At 59.0% G+C, this 19,593-nt stretch carries 20 protein-coding genes, 1 tRNA gene and 1 pseudogene; 16 read left to right on the forward strand and 6 right to left on the reverse strand.

The annotated features are described in order from the left end of the window. Positions 1–79 precede the first annotated feature (79 nt). Complete coding sequence (locus KCG45_RS04805) at positions 80–1,237, forward strand: sensor histidine kinase (RefSeq protein WP_218315941.1); 1,158 nt, start codon at positions 80–82, stop codon at positions 1,235–1,237. Next, on the forward strand, positions 1,230–1,898 hold the full coding sequence (locus KCG45_RS04810) for a response regulator transcription factor (RefSeq protein ID WP_218315942.1): 669 nt from the start codon (positions 1,230–1,232) through the stop codon (positions 1,896–1,898). The genes KCG45_RS04805 and KCG45_RS04810 overlap by 8 nt, the downstream gene beginning before the upstream one ends. A gap of 6 nt (positions 1,899–1,904) precedes the next feature. Here the strand turns inward: KCG45_RS04810 and KCG45_RS04815 are convergent, their stop codons facing one another. Continuing rightward, the gene (locus KCG45_RS04815) at positions 1,905–2,498 is read right to left on the reverse strand and encodes a hypothetical protein (protein WP_218315943.1); all 594 of its coding nucleotides are present in this window, start codon (positions 2,496–2,498) and stop codon (positions 1,905–1,907) included. Here KCG45_RS04815 and KCG45_RS04820 point away from each other — a divergent pair. Continuing rightward, positions 2,497–2,757 carry a hypothetical protein gene (locus KCG45_RS04820; protein WP_218315944.1) on the forward strand — a complete coding sequence of 87 codons (261 nt, stop codon included), beginning with the start codon at positions 2,497–2,499 and terminating at the stop codon, positions 2,755–2,757. The two genes, KCG45_RS04815 and KCG45_RS04820, sit on opposite strands and share 2 nt — an antisense overlap. A gap of 7 nt (positions 2,758–2,764) precedes the next feature. Beyond that, the gene (locus KCG45_RS04825) at positions 2,765–3,877 is read left to right on the forward strand and encodes a site-2 protease family protein (RefSeq protein WP_218315945.1); all 1,113 of its coding nucleotides are present in this window, start codon (positions 2,765–2,767) and stop codon (positions 3,875–3,877) included. A 26-nt stretch (positions 3,878–3,903) separates the two neighbouring features. Here the strand turns inward: KCG45_RS04825 and KCG45_RS04830 are convergent, their stop codons facing one another. After that, on the reverse strand, positions 3,904–4,536 hold the full coding sequence (locus KCG45_RS04830; protein ID WP_369410735.1) for a Crp/Fnr family transcriptional regulator: 633 nt from the start codon (positions 4,534–4,536) through the stop codon (positions 3,904–3,906). Between the two features lie 208 nt (positions 4,537–4,744). Between KCG45_RS04830 and KCG45_RS04835 the strand changes: the two genes are divergently transcribed. From KCG45_RS04835 to KCG45_RS04850, 4 genes are read left to right on the forward strand one after another with little or no spacing between them, the layout of a single operon-like run. Then, positions 4,745–6,094, forward strand: coding sequence for an MBL fold metallo-hydrolase RNA specificity domain-containing protein (locus KCG45_RS04835; RefSeq protein ID WP_255548036.1), 1,350 nt, complete (start codon positions 4,745–4,747; stop codon positions 6,092–6,094). Next, a complete protein-coding gene (locus KCG45_RS04840; protein ID WP_255547951.1) occupies positions 6,094–7,635 on the forward strand; it encodes a thymidine phosphorylase family protein in 1,542 nt (513 codons plus the stop codon). Before KCG45_RS04835 ends, KCG45_RS04840 begins: the two co-directional genes overlap by 1 nt. Beyond that, entirely contained in the window at positions 7,632–8,543 is a 912-nt protein-coding gene (locus KCG45_RS04845; protein WP_218315947.1) for a ribose-phosphate diphosphokinase, read from the forward strand. The genes KCG45_RS04840 and KCG45_RS04845 overlap by 4 nt, the downstream gene beginning before the upstream one ends. After that, complete coding sequence (locus KCG45_RS04850; protein WP_218315948.1) at positions 8,540–9,796, forward strand: MgtC/SapB family protein; 1,257 nt, start codon at positions 8,540–8,542, stop codon at positions 9,794–9,796. Before KCG45_RS04845 ends, KCG45_RS04850 begins: the two co-directional genes overlap by 4 nt. A gap of 220 nt (positions 9,797–10,016) precedes the next feature. Here the strand turns inward: KCG45_RS04850 and KCG45_RS04855 are convergent, their stop codons facing one another. The 3 genes from KCG45_RS04855 to KCG45_RS04865 form a co-directional block, all read right to left on the reverse strand. Further along, the gene (locus KCG45_RS04855) at positions 10,017–10,184 is read right to left on the reverse strand and encodes a hypothetical protein (RefSeq protein WP_218315949.1); all 168 of its coding nucleotides are present in this window, start codon (positions 10,182–10,184) and stop codon (positions 10,017–10,019) included. 10 nt (positions 10,185–10,194) lie between these two features. After that, complete coding sequence (locus KCG45_RS04860) at positions 10,195–10,638, reverse strand: baeRF12 domain-containing protein (RefSeq protein WP_218315950.1); 444 nt, start codon at positions 10,636–10,638, stop codon at positions 10,195–10,197. Between the two features lie 298 nt (positions 10,639–10,936). Further along, positions 10,937–11,701: a sulfite exporter TauE/SafE family protein gene (locus tag KCG45_RS04865; protein ID WP_218315951.1), complete on the reverse strand. Its 765-nt coding sequence runs from the start codon at positions 11,699–11,701 to the stop codon at positions 10,937–10,939. Positions 11,702–12,512: 811 nt separating this feature from the next. Here KCG45_RS04865 and KCG45_RS15670 point away from each other — a divergent pair. Continuing rightward, the gene (locus tag KCG45_RS15670) at positions 12,513–12,710 is read left to right on the forward strand and encodes a hypothetical protein (protein WP_500793768.1); all 198 of its coding nucleotides are present in this window, start codon (positions 12,513–12,515) and stop codon (positions 12,708–12,710) included. A gap of 215 nt (positions 12,711–12,925) precedes the next feature. Here KCG45_RS15670 and KCG45_RS04870 read toward each other — a convergent pair. Further along, positions 12,926–13,002: transfer RNA gene (locus KCG45_RS04870), tRNA-Arg, on the reverse strand. 173 nt (positions 13,003–13,175) lie between these two features. Between KCG45_RS04870 and KCG45_RS04875 the strand changes: the two genes are divergently transcribed. The 7 genes and pseudogenes from KCG45_RS04875 to KCG45_RS04905 all read left to right on the forward strand — a co-directional run bounded on the left by KCG45_RS04875 (position 13,176) and on the right by KCG45_RS04905 (position 19,590). After that, positions 13,176–13,541, forward strand: a complete 366-nt coding sequence (locus KCG45_RS04875) for a hypothetical protein (protein WP_218315952.1) — start codon at positions 13,176–13,178, stop codon at positions 13,539–13,541. 51 nt (positions 13,542–13,592) lie between these two features. Further along, the gene (locus KCG45_RS04880) at positions 13,593–14,090 is read left to right on the forward strand and encodes an MmcB family DNA repair protein (protein WP_218315953.1); all 498 of its coding nucleotides are present in this window, start codon (positions 13,593–13,595) and stop codon (positions 14,088–14,090) included. 29 nt (positions 14,091–14,119) lie between these two features. Then, positions 14,120–14,908 (forward strand): sterol desaturase family protein, encoded by a 789-nt coding sequence (locus KCG45_RS04885; RefSeq protein ID WP_255547952.1) that lies wholly within the window; start codon positions 14,120–14,122, stop codon positions 14,906–14,908. Continuing rightward, on the forward strand, positions 14,905–15,342 hold the full coding sequence (locus tag KCG45_RS04890) for a DUF2141 domain-containing protein (protein WP_218315954.1): 438 nt from the start codon (positions 14,905–14,907) through the stop codon (positions 15,340–15,342). Before KCG45_RS04885 ends, KCG45_RS04890 begins: the two co-directional genes overlap by 4 nt. A gap of 145 nt (positions 15,343–15,487) precedes the next feature. Next, positions 15,488–16,174: pseudogene (locus KCG45_RS15440) on the forward strand (PAS domain-containing protein); the annotation flags it as partial. Positions 16,175–17,557: 1,383 nt separating this feature from the next. After that, complete coding sequence (locus KCG45_RS04900) at positions 17,558–18,613, forward strand: phosphatase domain-containing protein (protein WP_255547953.1); 1,056 nt, start codon at positions 17,558–17,560, stop codon at positions 18,611–18,613. Then, positions 18,610–19,590 (forward strand): alpha/beta hydrolase, encoded by a 981-nt coding sequence (locus KCG45_RS04905; RefSeq protein WP_218315957.1) that lies wholly within the window; start codon positions 18,610–18,612, stop codon positions 19,588–19,590. Before KCG45_RS04900 ends, KCG45_RS04905 begins: the two co-directional genes overlap by 4 nt. Positions 19,591–19,593: the final 3 nt, after the last annotated feature.

Raw genomic sequence — 19,593 nt, forward strand, 5'->3', positions numbered from 1 at the left:
CCGACTCGTCAGATATGCGTAAATACCCTAAGCTGGAATGGTCCCGCGGACGGCCCTTCGCTTGGCGTAGGAGAGTACGATGAAAGATATCGATACGATGACGGGCGCATCTCCGCAGTTTATCTCTCTGTACGATGCAGAACAAATGCACGCGCTGATCGATACAGTGCCCGACGCCATGGTAATTACCGACCAACAAGGCCGGATCAGGTCTTTCAGTTCAGGCGCTTCGGAAATGTTCGACTATGCCGAAGAAGATTTGCTCGGAGAAAATATCAGCATATTGATGACTTCGCCGGATCGTGAGCGACACGATCTCTACATGCAAGAGTATTTGAAGACCGGCAAAGCTAAGATCATCGGCGTCGGACGAGTGATGACCGCAAGGCACCGCGACGGGAGCACATTCCCGATCAAACTGGACATCGGAGAATTCAATTCGGGCGCGCAGCGGGGCTTCGTCGGTTTCATTCGCGACCTGACTGAAAGCCGCAAGACCGAGCGTGAATTGCATACGCTGCAAAGCGAACTCGCGCATGTCTCGCGCATATCCTCGATGGGCTCGCTCGCCACCTCATTGGCGCATGAGCTCAATCAACCGCTGACCGCTGTTGCGAACTACGCGCACTCGGCGCAAGATCTGTTGGCCGACCCCAGCCCCGAGACACTCGAGCTCGTCCGCGAAGCGCTCGACCAGTGCGCAGCCGAGGCGCTGCGAGCGGGCCAGATCGTCCACCGGCTGCGCGACTTCATCAAGCGCGGCGAAACCGAGCGCCAAATCGTCAGCCTCGGGCGGATAATTCAAGAGGCTTCCGCGCTCGCGCTGATGAATGGCGACGGCAAAGGCGTGGACTTTGAAACCGGGCTCGACCCGGCCGCAGACAAAGTGATCGTCGATCCTGTCCAATTGCAGCAGGTTGTTTTCAACCTGATCCGCAATGCGTTGGAGGCCATGCTCGAATCCCGTCATAAACAATTGCGGGTTCGCACGCAGCGGAAAGATCCGGGTTTCGCGCAGGTTTCGATCATCGATAGCGGCCCGGGCCTCGACCAGAAAATCGCTGAACGGCTGTTTCATCCCTTCAACAGCACCAAGTCAGACGGAATGGGCATTGGGCTGTCGATATGCCACTCGATCGTGCAATCGCATGAGGGGAAGATCTGGGTGGAACCGTCCTCGCTCGGAGGCACCGCCTTCCATTTCACCGTTCCACTCGCGGAGACCGATAATGACTAACAGTGATTACCCGATCTATCTGGTGGATGACGACGATTCTGTCCGTCGGTCGGTAGGATTCATGCTCAAGACTTCCGGCCACCATGTCGAGAGCTATGTCAACGGGGTCGAATTCCTGAAAGAGGTTCGCTCGCGCGAGCCGGGCTGTGTGCTGCTCGATATTCAAATGCCCGAAATCGACGGGCTGGAAGTCCAATCCGAATTGCGCGAACGCGGAGTGCCGTTCCCGGTTGTGGTGATGACCGGTCACGGAGATGTCGAAGTAGCAGTGCGGGCGATGAAGGCGGGCGCAGTCGACTTCATCGAAAAACCTTTCGCCAAGGAAACGATGCTTGAGGCGATTGGCGAAGCGTTCGACCGGCTCGACAGGTCGGGCGAAAAGAGCAAGCGGCGCGAAGAGGCAGAATTGCTGGTGAAAGGCCTTACTCGCCGCGAGCACGAAGTGCTTGTCGGACTGACCAAGGGCTACCCGAACAAAACGATCGGTTATGATCTCGATATCAGCCCACGAACGGTCGAGATTCATCGAGCAAACCTGATGAAGAAGCTTAATGTTTACAATCTATCGGATTTGCTGCGGATCGCCTTCGCTGCGGGAGTTGGCGAGGAATGGCAGACTGAGGCGGATGCACCTTCCGTGAATGAGCCGCCCACAGTCTAGAGTTCTTCAGTTGAGGCGGATGTCGATAACCTCGAAGGGAATCGTGCCGTTCCTGCGTTCGGTGATTGAGACCGGCGCCGCAAGGACGAAGGCGCAGTCTTCAAACCGCCCGATCGTGTCCTCAAAGCCCGCGTTCAGCTTTGTGACGAGCTGCCAACATGTTGCCGCTCTCGTCACGTAGCCGGAGCGATCCGGCTTGCTCGGCCAAAACCGTCGCATGGTAGAACGAAGCGGATTGAGAGAGTGGATATCGGCGTCGATATGGCCGCTCACTTTCAAGGGGAGCCGCAACAAGTAGGTTCGAACGGGAGAGCCGGTTGGCAGCTCAATTGTCGGAGCATGTTCTAACCTGATGAGTCGCCACGGCATCGTCTGTAACCGGCTCCTGCTTGCAAACCGCATCGACCCGGACGGAATATCCTGATCCACAATTAACAATCGCACGAAAAAGTCAGAAATCGTTCCGGAAACCCCCGTAGTTTCCGATCGGGCAGATGGAATGGCGATGCGCCGCGCATGAACTACGGGGGTTTCCGGATGAGACCAATCCTCACGAACAGCGATACATCCAGCGTCGTAAGGAAAAGAGGATGCAACCATGGCCGACGCCAATAAACGCAATTACACCCCCTTTTGGATCATCGTCATCGTGCTTCTTCTCATCTTGGGAACACTGGTGTTGTTTCGCGATGTCCTGACAGGTGGCGAGCGTGCATCGCAGGATGTTCAACCACCTTCGGACGAATGGACCACTGCACCCGAAGGCGGCGTCGAAGTGAATCTTCCCGAAACGCCGATCCGCGCTGTCCGACCCGAAAGCGATTCTCCCGCAGAAAACGCATCGAACGACGAGGAATAGCCTGGTCATGCCACGGTCTTTCCCGATCGCGTCGATCAAAGGCACGGCGGTCCGACTGCATTGGACGTTTGTTCTGGTGCTCGCGCTCATCACGCTCATCGTTCTCATTTCCAACGGCGCCTTGGCAGCGGCCCAAGTATTCCTGCTTGTCAGCTTGGTTTTTGTCTGTGTGGTTTTGCATGAGTTTGGCCACATCACTGTTGCCCGCCAGTTCGGAATAGAAACCCCGGAGGTGATTTTGCTCCCCATGGGCGGGCTCGCAAAGCTCCAACGAATTCCGAGCGATCCCAGACAGGAACTGGCGATCGCGATCGCAGGACCGGCAGTGAATTTCGCCCTGTTTGCGCTGCTCATACTCTTCCTTGGTCGCTGGCCCGATTGGGGCACTTTGGCAGGCCTCGCTCAAGGTGAGATAAATTTTGTGGAGCAGCTTGCGATCTTCAACCTCGTCGTCGGGCTGTTCAACTTGCTGCCGGCATTCCCGATGGATGGCGGACGTATTTTTAGAGCGCTGCTGGCCTTTGCCATGCCCCATCACAAAGCAACGCGTATCGCTGCTCGTGTGGGTCAGGCATTAGCGGTCGTACTCGGGGTCGTAGGGCTGATGGCCGGCAACGTTGTGCTCGCCGCGATTGCGGTATTCGTTTTTCTGGCCGCCACATCAGAGGCGAACCTTGAAAAAATCCGGCATGCAATCGGCGGCACGCCGGTTCGCAACGTGATGGTCACGGGGCAGGCTCAGTTCTTGGTGACGGACCATATAGGCAAGGCCGCCGACGCGATCCTCGCGTCCGACAATGAGGAATTTCCCGTTCTCGAACTCGACGGTAGGCTAGCGGGATTTGTCCTGCGTGCCGACGTCCTCGAAAGTATAGGCGATGCCGGTCCGGAGGCTTCCATCTGCACGATCATGCGCACAGACCTGCCGGTCGTATCCTTGCAGCACCGGGCAGAAAAAGTGGCGGAGACGATAGCAGGAGGAGCGCCGATTGTTGGCGTGATCGATAGTCGGGGGCGATTCGCTGGATTGGTGAATTGGCGAAACCTGCTCGATGCGCTGGCGATCGACGAAGCTCTGAGACAGCAGCATCGAAATAGGCAAACGCGCTTTCCACTATAGCTGTGGAACCCACGCTCCTTTTTGGACTACTCGCCCTCCGCAAGCACATTGAGCTGACATGCATTCAGAATCTGCAAGCGGTCCCTGGAAGGCACCGCGATGACGCCCTCGTCGCGCAATCTGCGTAACGTTCGGCAAACCGTTTCTGGCGATGTTCCGAGATAGGAAGCCATATCACCCTGGGGGATGGAGAAGTCCAGCATACCATCCGCGAGTTCAAGGCGTTGGCTCAAATAAGTCAGAAAAGCAGCGACACGCGCTTGTACTCCAACACGACCAAGGATCAGGCTACGCGCTATGAACGCCTTTTCCTCTTGCCAGATGGCCTTCGCGATCGCCTCAGGTTCACTATCGTGGACTGGAAAGCCCGTTTGCAATCGCTGTGAGGCATGAGGAACAAAGCGCAGGCCCCTGACGGCTTCGACCGAATAGCGGTGCGAGCTGCACAACGGTAAACCGATGAAGTCTCCGGCAAAGAAGAACGCCAATATCTGTCGGTATCCATCGGCTGAATAGTCGACTGCCCGCGCAATACCGCTGCGGATTTCGAGGGTCTGGTCGCAGGAGTCACCCTGCTCGATCACGGTTTCTCCATCGCGCGCCGGGAGAGAAACTGCACGGTCCAGAAGGGCAACGCCAATCTCTTGATACATCGTCATCCTCAAATCTTTGCTTCGATAGAGATGAGACTAGAGGCTGCGTTCCCTGTGGTGGGATCGGTGAATGTACGTAATTCTGCGCAATCTTTACCGCCGGCCCCTCAAAGAACATCGGGGGATTTACGGATATTCGCCTCGGCCAAGAGGTGTTCTGCACCTTGCTCGATAGTCGGCAACACATGTTGGCAGGAGGTTTGCTATCGTTGATCTGACTTTTCTTGGTGCCGCCGATACGGTCACGGGCTCGAAGTTCCTTGTCGAGACTGCGCACCGCAAGGTGCTGGTCGATTGCGGCCTTTTCCAAGGCTACAAGGTCCTGCGGTCGCGCAACTGGAACCCTTTGCCGGTTGATCCCGCCAGCATTGACGCCGTGGTGCTTACACACGCGCATCTCGATCATTCGGGATACTTACCGCTGCTGGTAAAGAACGGTTTTTCCGGCAAGGTTTTCTGCACCAGAGGAACCCGCGCACTATGCGGCCTGCTGCTGCCCGATAGCGGGTACCTGCTCGAAGCGGACGCGCGCTATGCAAACCGCCGCGGTTTCAGCCAGCACAAGCCGGCGCTGCCGCTGTATACCAAAGAAGATGCGGTCCGCTCACTCAAATCCTTTTCCCCGCAAAAAATCGGAAAACGCATCGCGGTCACGGACAATTGTTCGATCATCTTCCGCTATGCAGGACACATCCTTGGCGCTGCGACTGTCGAGATGCTGGTTGATGGCAAGCGCATTGTCTTTTCGGGCGACATTGGGCGGTACGACGACCCTCTCATGTTCGATCCGGAACCGGTGCCCGAGGCGGATTATCTCTTGGTCGAGTCCACCTATGGCGACCGGCTCCACCCTGGTTTGTCACCACAGCAGGAACTCGAGAATGTCATTACCCGCACCGTTGCTCGCGGCGGCAGCGTTATCATCCCTTCATTTGCTGTCGGGCGCGCGCAAGCATTGCTTTTTCATATCAATGCTATTCGCCAGCGGGGCGCCCTTCCCGATGTCCCCGTCTACCTCGACAGCCCGATGGCGTGCAGCGCAACCGATCTGTTTTGCCAGCACGCCGAGGACCATCGGCTGAGCGCCGCGCATTGCCGCGATGCGTGGGACGACGTGATTTACACTCGCGATGTGGAGCACTCGAAGCGGCTCGATACCGAGCCAGGGTCCAAGATCATCATTTCGGCAAGCGGAATGGTAACCGGTGGACGGATCCTGCACCGTCTTAAGCGGTACGCTCCCGACCATCGCAGCACGATCGTGATGGCAGGATACCAAGCAGGCGGCACCAGAGGGGCGGCGCTGTTGAACGGGGCCGAGGCGATAAAGATCCACGGCGATTACGTGCCGGTCAGGGCTGAAGTGGTTTCGCTCGATATGCTTTCCGCCCATGCCGATCAGCACGAATTGCTACGCTGGTTGGGCGGCTTCAAAACTCCACCGAGCCGATGTTTTGTCGTGCATGGCGAAGCGGAATCGGCTGATCGATTTCGACTGAAGATCGCGGAGCAATTCGGCTGGGAGACGCGTGTTCCAGAGCACGGTGAACGCGTGCAACTGTGATGAGCCGTCCTTTCATGAACCCCGACTTGGATCGTCAGCGCGAGCTCGTGCCACTCAAAGCCAAGCGATTGAAATTGCATACGCAGCGTGAAGCCATCGCCATTGTGAACCGCAACTGCACCGTGGCGCGATCCGAAGGCCTGACTGAGCGCGCGCGCGTAGAATTACGCGGCCGTGAACGGCAGGCGATCGCGCGGCTATATCAGGTTGAAAACACAGTGGTCGCGATCGATGAAATCGGCCTTTCTGAAACTGCATGGCGAATGCTGGGGCTTTCACAAGGCGACAGCATCACCCTTCATCACCCGCGCAGCGTCGACTCCATGGCTGGCGTGCGCAGCAAGGTCTATGGCCACAGACTCAGCTCAAGCGATGCGACAGCCATTTTTCGCGATATTGTCGAAGGTAGGCTGTCTGACGTGCAGATTTCCGCGTTTATCGCCTCACTGGCCAGCCAGCCTCCGGATGTCAGCGAGATCGTCGCGCTCACGCGGGCGATGGTGGCGATCGGCGACCGGCTCGTTTGGCCCGGCGATGTGATCGTCGACAAGCATTGTGTCGGCGGGCTGCCTGGCAATCGGACCACACCGATTGTTGTTGCGATTGTCGCAGCTGCCGGGCTGACAATACCCAAGACCTCTTCGCGTGCGATCACATCTCCCGCTGGAACCGCTGACACTATGGCGACCATGACGCGCGTCGATCTGAGCGGCGAGGAAATGCGTGGCGTTGTCGAACAGGAGGGCGGCTGCATGGTCTGGGGCGGCGGAGTTGAGCTTTCCCCGGCGGATGACCTACTGATCAGGATCGAGCGCGAACTGGAACTCGACTGCACATCGCAAATGGTCGCATCGGTGATGTCGAAGAAGATCGCCGCCGGGTCCACACATATTCTGATCGACATGCCCGTGGGACGAACTGCCAAAGTGAGATCGCGAGCCGATGCAGAAGAGCTCTCCGCATTCATGAAAGGAGTCGGAGAAGCCTTCGGACTGTCTGTCGAAACTGTCGTCTCCGATGGCTCGCAGCCAGTCGGGGATGGCATCGGGCCTGCTCTCGAAGCGCGCGACGTCCTTGCTGTGCTTGAATGTGATCGCAGCGCACCGCGAGAATTGCGTCAACGGGCGATCGTCCTCGCCGCGATTATCCTGGAAATGGGAAGCGCGTGCCCTCCCGGTAGCGGAAAAACGACCGCTACAGCGCTGATCGACAATGGCGGGGCTTTCAAAAAGTTCGTGGCGATCTGCGAAGCCCAAGGCGACTTTCGCCGGCCCGTGCTTGCGGCGTATCAGCATGTCATCGAAGTCATGCGAAGCGGACGCATCGCCTCGGTCGATAATCGTCGTCTGGCTCGCCTTGCAAAGCTCGTCGGTGCTCCGCGCTCACCGTCCGCCGGCCTCCAGCTCCACGTGAATATTGGCGACCCCATCGAGATTGGTCAGCCACTTATCACGCTCCACAGTGAAAGCATCGGCGAGCTTCAATATGCCCTCGACTATTATCGGGCAAACACTGACCTGATCGAGGAAAGGGCACGATGAAACCTCTACTATTTTCGCTGCATGCGGCGGATGGGCTGCGGCAGAGCATTCTCGCCAACGCCGCGCTTGAGGAAGGCGTCATCACACATCGCCGGTTTCCCGATGGGGAAAGTTACGTTCGGCTCGATACGCCAGTTTCCGATCGCGATGTCGTCTTGCTTTGCAGCCTCGATAATCCGGACGTGCGCCTCATGACGCTCTTGCTCGCTGCCGATGCAGCGCGTCAACAGGGTGCTCGGCAGGTGGGCCTGATCGCGCCTTATCTTGCGTATATGCGTCAGGATCAGGCCTTTTCGGACGGCGAAGCTGTTTCTGCGAAAAGCTTCGCATCGATCCTCTCACGACATTTCGATTGGCTGGTGACACTTGAGCCGCATCTTCACCGGATCGCGAACCTGGCCGATCTATTCTGCATCCCTGCCCGCGCCGCGCCGGCCTCTGGCCCAATCGCAAAATGGATCGAAGCCCATGTCGTTAGCCCTTATCTCATCGGACCCGACAGCGAGAGCGCGCCGTGGATCAAGCGGATCGCCACGCGGATTGGCGCTCCATTTGCCGTATTCGAGAAGCAGCGCCTGGGTGATCGCGAGGTGCGGATCAGCGGATCGGTCGAAGGCTTGCTACCCGAAATGACACCCGTCATTGTCGACGATATCGTCTCCAGCGGTGGCACGATGGCCAAGGTCATCGAGCGGGCAGCGCGCGATGCCGGCAAGCCCGCGATTTATATCGCAGTCCATGTGCTGGCCAAGCAACCGCCGAACAGCGTGCGCAATTCTCGCGCATTCGCCAGACTGATCAGTTGCAACAGCGTGGCCCATCCGAGCAACGCGATCGACATTGCCGCACCGCTCCTTGCAGAGGCTCAAGAGCTGATTGCACGAGCCAGCGCTCGTAAAGTTCCGTGATTGAGCAAGCTGATGCGTGGCTTCCGATGCTCGGCGCGACTGCGGTAGGCCTGCTGGTTGGCATAGAGCGCGGATGGACTCTGCGGAACCGCAAGGACGGCCAGCGCGCTGCAGGCGTTCGTACATTTATAGTGCTGGCCATCGCTGGTGGGATCGCGGGTCTTCTGGCGCGGTATCAGGCCGAATTGATTGGCTTTTCGATAATCGCTTTGCTGGGGCTGGTCGTTGCACTTGCGTACGCACATGAAGCGCGGGTTACAGGCCAAGCGGACGCAACAAGCGCGGTGGCGGCACTTGCAACCCTTGGCCTCGGCTTTCTCTCCGGTTTTGGTTCGCCGGAGATCGCGGTCGCATTCAGCGCGCTGGTGACTATGGTGCTGGCACTGCGAATAGAAACGCACCGCTGGATCACCAATCTTGACGAAGCGGATCTTAAAGCTGCGGTTCGCTTCGCCGTCATCGCACTGGCTGTCCGACCCTTCCTGCCAGATCGTGATATGGGACCGTTCGATGCATGGAACCTGCAAGACCTCTGGCTTGTGGTCATCCTTGTGACGGGTTTCTCATTTCTCGGATATGTCGCGGACCGCGCCATTGGCGCGAGGCATGGCACAATCCTGACCGCGTTTATCGGGGGAGCCTATTCCTCGACCGCCGTAACGCAATCATTGTCCCAGCGGCTGCGAGACGAGAATGCCACTGGCGTCGAATGCAGCGGCATCGTTCTGGCCAGCGCGGTAATGTATGTGCGGGTGTTGCTTCTGGTGCTCGTACTGGCACCGCGCCTGATTATTCCTTTCGCGACGGTTATACTGCCCCCTCTGCTTGTCACATGGGCTGCGGGGGTGCGGCTTTGGCGCGGAAAAGGCGATGGCAAGCGGACGACTCTGCCCACGAACCCTATTGCGCTGCTTCCAGCGCTCGGTTTCGTGATTTTCGTGGCTGTGGCGGCAGTCGCGGCGCGCTGGGGGTTGGATCGCTTCGGCGAACAGGGAATAGCCGTCATGCTGTTCATGATGGGTTCGATGGATGTCGATGTAGCGATCGTGACCGCCGGTGGCCTGCCCGCGGAGGCTGTGTCACCTTGGCTCGCAGCCATCGCGCTCGCAGGTACGATCCTTGCCAACATGTCCGTGAAGCTCGGGATCGCGCTGGTGAACGGAGGCCGACGCTCGCATCCTGCTGCGAAGGCGCTGGCGCTCAGCATGCTCGCGCTCGCTCTGAGTATTGCCTTTTGGTGGCACCAATCGTGACACTTTCGCATCCCGTGCTTGATATCCGTCAAGTGGCGACGCGCGGCTCATGCCATAAGAGGATTGCTGATTGGCGAGTAACCGCAAGGAAACGATGACCCACTCAGATAGGCCCGTAGCAACCGGATTATGAAACCGCTCGCAAGAGGGGAGTAATATGAAGGATTGTTACGGGCCGACTGCATTTCCAGCACATCCGCGAAGACGCCCGACACGCGACTTACTCAGGAACAGGGAACTCGTCCGGAGAGACGTCGGGTTCGTCGATATCGGGCGGAAGCGGTTCGGTCTCGGGTGGGTGGATCGGTTCGGGGCGAGGGTCGCGCGCAGGACGTTCTGGCGGCGCACTTGGTTCGATCCTGTCGGGTTTGGGAGGTTGAGTTGCCACTTTCTGATCCTCAAGGCTCTACCGCATCGATAATCGCCACGATTTCTTCTGGCCGGTGATTGACGACATCCTTGTCGATTTCGGCGATTATGCCCGGTTTCAGACTGTCAGGGCACTGCTTGCGGAATTCGCCCAGTACAGATGGTGCGGCTAGCACGAGCATCTCGCTTCCCTGCTCTTTTCGATACGCCGCCAACACTCCAAGGGCGTCCCTTACAAAGTTCTTTTTCGCCTCCTCATGCCAATCCGTTTCGCTCATGGCGCTGCGGCGCGAGGACGCGCTTGAAAAAGTTCGCCCAGGTCTATCCGACCCTTGCTCGCCTGATCGCGGATTCTCGGATATTTCCTGGAGAACAGTTTGCAAGACCGGCTTGCGGGTGTCGCCCTGATTGCGGAGCAGCACCATTTTCCTACCATCGATCGCCATCACAAGCGCACCATGCTTGAGCTTCATTACAGCTGCTCCCGAAGTGAGTGTCTCCTGTGGATTTCACGTAGCGAGCGGCTTATGCGCACTCACTACGCAAACCTCCTAGGTCAAGCTGGACGGATTTCTTGCCAGTCTGGCATTGGAAGCCATGTTCGTCCGGATTGGACAAAAAGGAGGCGGCACATTTGCCGCCTCTTTAGGTATACCGATTTCTCGGCTTCGGGTCGCGAAGACACCATTGCTGGAGGGCAAATTCAGCGACATCAGGAATGCTACGTAGATCGCGCCGGACCGAATTGGATCGGCAGCAATGCGTATGGCTCTAGAAGATGCTGTCCAGCAGCCAATAGCCCGTCGTAGCAGTTAGAACGCAGCCCACAAGAACAAGCATCACCGGCGCGGGAAGATACTTCGCTGCGATCGCCCCAAAGGGCGCGGCAAGCACGCCGCCGATCAAAAGCCCTAAGGTCGCCGCGGCCAAGTGCCCCAAGCCAAACTGGCCGACGAACGCGCCTGATATGGCGATCGCCACGAAGAATTCGGCACTGTTTACCGAACCCACGACTGCGCGCGGTTCGGTCCCCTGGAGCATCAGCCCCGAGCTTACCACTGGGCCCCATCCGCCTCCGCCGATCGCATCGAGCATGCCGCCAGCAAATCCGAGCGGGAGAATGGCCCTGGGTGCGCGTCGTTTGAGCCTGCCCCTCACTCCCTTGTATATCAGCAGAATGCCCAAGAGGCAGAGATAGACGAAGATAAACGGTTTGATAGCCTCGCCATCCAACTGCGCCAAACCATAGGCCCCGAATATCCCGCCGAGTACGCCCGGAACAACGATCATCAAGAACAGGCGTTTGTGGATGTTTCCTGTGATCGCGTGGCTCAGACCAGACACACCAGTCGTCATGATCTTGATCAAATGGACTTTGTACGAAGCTTGTGCCGGAGGCATTCCCATGAAACCGACCAAGAGCGTGGTCGCTATAGCTCCAAATGCCATGCCGAGCGCCCCATCAACCAGTTGAGCAAGAAAACCGATCGCGACGAACGGCAGCAGCTCGGACCATGCAAATTGGAAAAGCTCCATCGTCGACCTCCCTGAACCAGCTACGTCGGCAACAAGCCCGCTGACATTCGGAAACCTACGTGGCCAAAGACGCGGTCTGCCGCACTTCTGAAAGAGATCGAATGAGCGAGCGGCTGAAATTCGAAACAACACGCGCAGCGCGATCAAACGGGCGCCTGGTCGTATCAGCAGTCGCTGCTGCCCCTTCTGACGCGAAATCACCGCGCAAGCACGACCCCCTAAGAGTGGCGCGCGGTAAAATATTCATTAGTGAGGAAAAATGGCACAGCCGGCGTTGCTAAAAATTCAGACGCGGGCAGTGCTGGGACGTCTCTGACTACTCAGCAAGATCAGGGATTTGTCTTCTACTCTGTTCACGGTCGATCGTCTCCGTTTGCCTGCGACCAGCCGGGGCACCAAGCAGGCCGACTAGAGCATCGCGCGCGGCAGCATCGCCAGCTTGAGAAAACTTGTGACTGCGTCGGCAGCTAAATGACACGCCGGAGCTTACAGGCTGATGATTCCCCGACCGCGCCTAAGTCGCTTCCAAAACGTCCGCTATTTAGGTGTTTCCGGCTCAAACCGGGAATTTCCGCGAGGACCTGTTTGCACGCCTCAATCTATGGACCTTCGCGCTGCCGGGCCTTGCCGACCGGCGCGAAGATATCGAGCCCAACCTAGACTACGAACTTGAGCGTTTCGCGGAGCGCGAGGGCACGCGCGTTACATTCAATAAAGAAGCGCGGGACCGCTATCTCCTTTGCCGAGAGCCCGTCTGCACGGTGGCAAGGCAGAGAGCGGGGGCCTGACCGGCCTACTCGGACAGGATCGAATGACAGCGATTGACCCGTTCGACCGGGTCCAGCTGGAATATGTGGTTCAGGTGTGTCGACGCTCAGCCAGCCTTTCTGACGCAGCACGCACCCTCTTTGCCGCCTCACGCGAACAGCGCACATCGACCAATGATTCCGATCGCCTGCGGAAATACCTCGCCAAATTTAGGTTGGACTGCGGTGCCGTCACCCAATGACCTAAGCGGCTGCAATCTGAACCGATTCTCCAAACCTGCTACGCAGTCGAGGTGCTCGAATTCCAAGGCCCTCAAATTATAATGCTGTGTCGGAACATCCCGCAGCGGCCCCGAAAAGACCATTCAAGCCCGCAAGTTGTGTAGGGTCAATCGTAGGAACGCATTCCGCGATTCGGTAGGAACGGGCCTGGAAACAACGCGCTAGGGCAGTTGACTGGCGCACCCGACAGGATTCGAACCTGTGACCTCTGCCTTCGGAGGGCAGCGCTCTATCCAGCTGAGCTACGGGTGCGGATCGCCGTGCGATCGCTAGCAACGAATTGCACTGGGCGCGGCGCTTAGCAAGAGCTGCCTTGCCGCGCCACACAATAATCGCCGCCAAACGCGCGATTAACTCTTCGGCAAGAGACTCGCACTACCTCGTTAGCCATCATGTCCGCGCTTCCTCCACAGCAAACCCGCGCCATGCGCGAAACGGTCCGGCGGGCCGCGCGGCCGGTCGTTTCGCTGGCAGAACGCTGGGCCACGCTGCACGAACAGGCCGCGGAGCTGGCGCGCCATGCCGGCCTTGCGCCAGAAGCGATCAGTGCTGGCAGCGAGGATTTCCTCGCGGCTCTCAAGAACGCGCATGGTTGGCAGCAGGACCTCGTGTGGCAGGGCGTCGAGGACATCGATGCGATGATGCAGCCGGGTCTGTCCGCGCTTCAAGTGATAGCCGCGCGCGGGCAGGACGTGGCCGCGCCGGCCCTTGCGCTGTGGCGTGAATATCACCTGGCCCGCGAAGCGGTTCTGGACGTTATCGGATTGAGCCGGACCCGCGACGCCGCCTGATCGCCGTTCCATACGCTTGACTGTGTTCGCGGTATGTTCCAATCATGTCGCATGAAATCCGCATCTGCCGACACCCTTGATTCGCAGTCCCCCGCATCGGCCCGGGACGTAGCCCGCGGGATCATGCGTCTGTTCGCTCGCAACAATATCTGGTGCATTTCGGAGATGCCTCTGAAGAACGGAAGGCGCGCCGATCTGATGGGCATCGATGCGAAAGGGCTGATCGTAATTGTCGAGATCAAGGTCGCGCGGGGCGACCTGCTCGGCGATGCGAAATGGCCCGATTATCTCGATTTTTGCGACCGGTTCTATTGGGGCCTCGCTCCGGGGCTGAACCGCGATCCGCTGGCGAGTGAAGCATACCGGCCCGACGTTTGCGGAATAGTCGTCGCCGATGGATACGATGCGGAGATCGTGCAGCATGCCTCGCTCGATCCGCTCGCCCCGGCACGCCGCAAGACGCAAGTGGAAGCGCTCGCCCGGGCGGCGATGCGGCGGCACACGTCGCTGATCGATCCCCATTGCAGCGATGTCGATAGCGCCGGTTAGACGGTTTCGCAGGCGCACGGTTTGCGCCTATGGTCCGGGCAATGTTGCCCGCTGACATGCCCATCCTGCTGGCGTTGCTGATCGTCAGCATCGCGACATCGGCCTTCGTCGCGCTGCGGTACTTTGCCGCCTCAGGGCTGTTCGCCTTGATAACGCAGCGCGTGAGGCCCGGCCTTTACGAAGGAAAGAAGCGCCAGATAGGGCGTGAAATCCGCTGGTCGCTGATCGCCGCCATCATTTATGGCGCGCCTGCAGGCATGGTGCTCTGGGCCTGGAACCACCTTGGCTGGACACGGCTCTACACCGATTTCGGCGCGTATCCGCTGTGGTATCTCCCTGTATCGGTGTTCATCTACCTGTTCGCGCAGGATACCTGGTTTTATTGGAGCCACCGCGCGATGCATCACCGCAGGCTGTTTCGCATCATGCACGCCGTTCATCACGACAGTCGCCCGCCAACGTCGTGGACCGCGATGAGCTTTCATCCGATGGAGTCGCTAACGGGCGCGCTGCTGATCCCGCTGCTGGTCTTCATCCTGCCCATCCACATCGCGATGCTGGGGGTCGTACTCACCGCAGCGACCATCATGGGTGTCACCAATCACATGGGCTGGGAAATGTTTCCGCGCGCGCTTGTTCATTCTCCGTTGGGGAATTGGGTGATAACAGCAAGCCACCACGAAAAGCATCACGAACATTATGCATGCAATTTCGGGCTGTATTTTCGCTTTTGGGACCGATTGTGCGGGACAGATCGGGGCCTTTCGAAGCGTATGGTCGAGCAGTCCGGCGACGCACCAAGGGGGGTACGGATATGAAACGAGCAGGTATTTTGGCAGCAGGAGCCGTATTTGCGGCCACGACAACGCCGGCAGCAGCGGGCGAAGTGACGATAACCGTCACCGATCTGCGTTCTGGCGAGGGCGTTGTGCGCGCCTGCATGACGGCCAAGGAAGACGTGTTCCCCAAATGCATCAAGGATCCGGCCTCGCACCGCACGGTGGTACCAGCGGGGGATGCCGTCACAATACGCTTCACCGATGTCGAGCCGGGAAGCTACGCCATCGCGCTGCTGCATGACGAAAACGACAATGGCAAAGCCGATCGTGCTCTCGGAATGATGCCCAAGGAAGGTTTCGGCTTTTCGCGCGATGCCAAGGTTCGCATGGGCCCGCCCAAGTTCAAGGATGCGGTATTCGATCTTGGGGCCGTCGCCCAGGACCTGACCATCACCATGCGGTATTTCCTCTAGCGATCGGCGCAGACGCACGAAGGCTTCGTGACGCCACGCAGTCTCGGCCTGTAAGCATTGAGTTTTCCAAGTTGACTTAACGCAATGTTTACCACGCATCTCCAGAACCAAGCCTGAAACCGTTTAACAAGGGGCGGATTAGGCAATGGACAATCTGCGGGGCACATTTGATTCCGGTGACGTGGCTAGCGATAGCCAGGACTGGGACAGCCACGAAGACAACGAAACGGCGCGCGACCTGCCGCCGGAGGCGATCGGCCAGGACGAACGCCGCATGCAGGTTCGCGCCTATAACCATTGGGCCAGCCTTCTGGGCGACCGCAGCTTCCCCTCTATCGAAGACCTCGAACCTCAAAACCTCCCCGATTTCGGTCCCAACAGCGTTCTGCTGGATTTTTCGAGCGGCATCGAGGACCCGGCCGTTCAATATCTCGGCCTCAAACTCGCCGAGGAATGCGGCGCCGAAGGGAACATCGCCAAACTTTCCGATGTCCCGCCGCGCTCACTGCTGAGCCGCATCACCGACCATTACATGCAGATCCTCGCCAATCAGGCTCCGATCGGGTTCGAAGCTGAATTCGTTAACCAGCGCGGTGCCTCGATCATGTATCGCGGCATCCTGCTGCCCTTCTCGAGCGACGATGAAACCATCGACTTCATCTATGGCGTGATCAACTGGAAAGAGATTGCAGACCAGGTGACAGCGGACGAGCTGCTGCTTGAAATCGATCAGGCGCTGGAATCTTCCGAAACGGCCGATGTGGATGAGGATGAACCGCACAAGCACCATGCCGATCCCCTGACCGAGTGGGCCGATTCTCCCGCCGGCGAGATCGACCAGGAATCTGACGCTCACGAACCGGCAGACGATCTTGAAGAAGACGTCCTCGAACTTGGCATCGAAGCGCAAATTGCCGCCGATGCGCAAGGCCTCGCCGCTGACGCTGCAGAACCCGCCGCCAATCAGGATGATGTTTCAGACAATGTCGCATCGCTTGGCGGTGTTCTAGGCGGGTCACCGACCGATGACGATCTGCCGCTGCCCGATTTCGGCCAATATGCTCTCGACGATCCCGATGAAGAGGACGAAGATGAAGGCGAAGGCGCCGGTTACAGCTTCGCCTCGCTGTCGGAGTACATAAAGACACCTGCCAAAAAGGCCGTGGACCTGGATGCCGACCAGTTCGACCCTTCCGATTACGAGGTTGATGCGACCGAAGATGAGCCTGTCATCGAGGAAGCTGAAGAGCTGACCGATCCGATGGGCGCGGAATATCTGGGCGAAGCCGAAGATGACGCGGAAGAGCCCATGCCTGCATTCTACCAACAGGACGACGATGAACCGGGTGAAACACCTTTCGCGCCGGTCGAAAGCCCCGTCGAGGCCGCACCGGAACCCGTGGCCTATGTGCCGGCGGCCAGTTTTGGTGCAGTCGAACCGGTCGATCCTTCCACCGAGCTGAACGATAATGCAGGCCTTCACGATTTCCTCGCGTCGGCCAGAGAGCTTGCCGAAGCAGCCCGGATTTCCGAAGACCGCAGCCGCTCCGCGCTCTATGCGGCGGTCGGCCGCGCCTACGATTTCTCGCTCGCGGCGAAAGATGCTCCCGAAGACTACCGCGAATTGCTCGACGATAACGGGCTGACGCTTCAGGATCGCGCGCCGATGACGCCGGTGGTGAAACTCGTATTCGGCAGCGACTATGACAAGACCCGTCTGACCGAATACGCCGCCGCGCTGAACCACGCGCACCGCCTGCGTCTTGAGCGCGGTACGCTCGCAGATTTCCTCGCGGAAACGAAGGGCGGCCTCAAGGGCGTGGTCGCCGCCGAGCGGCGAATACGCCGCGAAGAAGCGGGCAAGCCTGCCGAGCCGGAACATGAAATTCGCCTCGCATTGGCTGAAAAGCTGCGCGAGCTCGAAGCACTCACGCTCGATGCGATCTCGGCCAAGGGGCCGGAATTCTCGCTCGTCATGGTTCGCCGCGACGGCAATGGCGGCGTTTCAGTGCTAGGCGAAATCGAAGAGGATATCCCGCTGATCGAACGCGCTGCGAAGAAACTCGTCGGCTAAGGGATTGATTTGAATTTCGGATCGGTTGGCGTGGAGCCTCCAAGCCGCTAACCGCGTGGACCTATGTTTGGTCTATTCGCGAATCGCGGTCCGTTACGGGTTCAACCCTTCTTTGGTTTTCGCAATGACAGGGGCCTGTTTTTGCCGGTCCGTGCCTTGCGAGGGGGCGAATCCGACTTTGGCAAACGCGGCCTGCTTGGTTCATTCAGGACCATGCTGCGCCAGTACGCTTCGCATGAGGTCGAAGGCCTGACGGTCGAACTCGAGTACGAGACAGGCGCAGGCGGCACACTGCGCAAAACCGTGACGACGGATACCGAAGGTTTCGCGCATTTCGAAATCCCGTTCGAGGATGAACAGACCCTGCCGATGAACTCGGGCTGGGAGCGCGCAAAGCTGCGTTGGTCTGCCCATAAAGATGGCGGCGATGCCGGACAAACAACGGCGTTCGTACTCGCACCTGGAAGGGATGCGGGGATCGGCGTGATATCCGACATCGACGACACGATCCTGGAAACCGGAATAACCGGAAATGCCCGGGCCATCCTGCGCAATTGGAAACGCGTGCTGATCCAGATGCCGGGGCAGCGCGTGGCCGTGCCGGGCGCGCAGGATTTCTATTCCGCATTGGGCGGAGATGCGGGAACCGGATCGGCTGACATGGATGCCGCCGTCCCGCAGGCCCGCCCTCGCCCGGTGTTTTACGTCTCGTCCAGCCCGTGGAACCTGTTCACCTATCTCGTCGCCTTCAAACGCCAGCGAGACATGCCGCTCGGCCCGATCATGCTGCGCGACTGGGGCTTCAACCGCAAAACACTCGGGTCCGAAGGCCACGGCTCGCACAAGGAAGACGCGATCATCCGCATTCTCGAAACTTACCCGCACCTGCGCTTTGCCATGGTCGGTGATGATACGCAGAAAGACCTCGTCGCATTCGGGTCGGTGGTCGACAAAATGCCGGATCGGATCGCAGCGGTCTTCATCCGCCGCGTTGCGGAAGAGGCGCTCTCTGCCAAGGAAGAAGCAGCGCGGGTCACGATCGAGGCAAAGAAGGTGCCGCTGTGGATGGGGGCGGATTATCGGCAGGCGAGCGAGTTCTTGAAGCAGTCTGGCCTCGAACTGGATGGCTCGATGGAAACGCTCGTCGAAACGGCAAGCGAAGGCAAAGCCTCGCCGCATGCCGAGAGCGGTGTATGAGCGGAAAGCCCAAAACAGGAGCGCGCCGTATCGTGATCTGGACTATCGCCGCCATCGCTCTCGCCGCCGTATTGGCCGCAGCCGCGCTGCAATTGGCCATTCGCCGCGACGGACCGGCCGTGCTGAGCGCGATCGACCGGCTAGTGGGCGGTGCGCATGAGGTCGAACACAAGGGTACGATTTCGACCGGAGATCATCCTCACCAGAAACTGGTCGTCTGGGCGCCGGACGACAATACCACCGCGAACAACACCCTGCCGGTCCTGCTTTTCGTGCACGGGGGCAGCTGGCGATCGGGCGATCCGGAAAGTTATGGCTTTATCGGTCGCGCTTTTGTGCCAAAAGGGTTCGTCGTGGTTCTCGGAGGGTATCGGCTCGGCGAGGCGGGGGCCTATCCCGCCATGCTCGAAGACACCGCAAGTGCTATTGGCTGGACCCGCCGCAATATCGCGAAATATGGCGGCGATCCCAGCAGGATCGTCATCGCGGGGCATTCTGCCGGGGCGTACAATGTCGCAATGGCGGCGCTTGAGGAGCGCTGGCTGGCCGGGGAGGGGCTTTCGCCAGGCGATATCGCCGGGGTGATCGGGCTTTCAGGACCGTATGATTTCTACCCCTTCGACAGTGATTCCACGAAAGACGCCTTCGGCCACGCAGCTGAGCCCGAACAAACGCAGCCCGCCGTGCATATCGAAGGAGATGCAGGCCGCATAACGCCGCCTGTCCTGTTGATCCACGGCGAGAAAGACACGCTTGTCTACCCGCGCAACAGCCGGTTTCTGGCAAGCAAGTTGACCGAGGCCGGAGCTGCGGCGCAGAGCCGGTTCTATCCCGAAATGGAGCACAACGATCCGTTGATTTCACTCGCCGCGCCGTGGCGAGCGCGCCGCGATGTCGACGACCGGATCGCACAGTTCGCCGCCGAGGTTACGTCTCGCGACACGGTTTCAGTTTCCGTTCATGCCAAAACGCGTTAGCAC

The organism is Erythrobacter ani, assembly GCF_019204025.1.
Lineage (GTDB): Bacteria > Pseudomonadota > Alphaproteobacteria > Sphingomonadales > Sphingomonadaceae > Erythrobacter > Erythrobacter ani.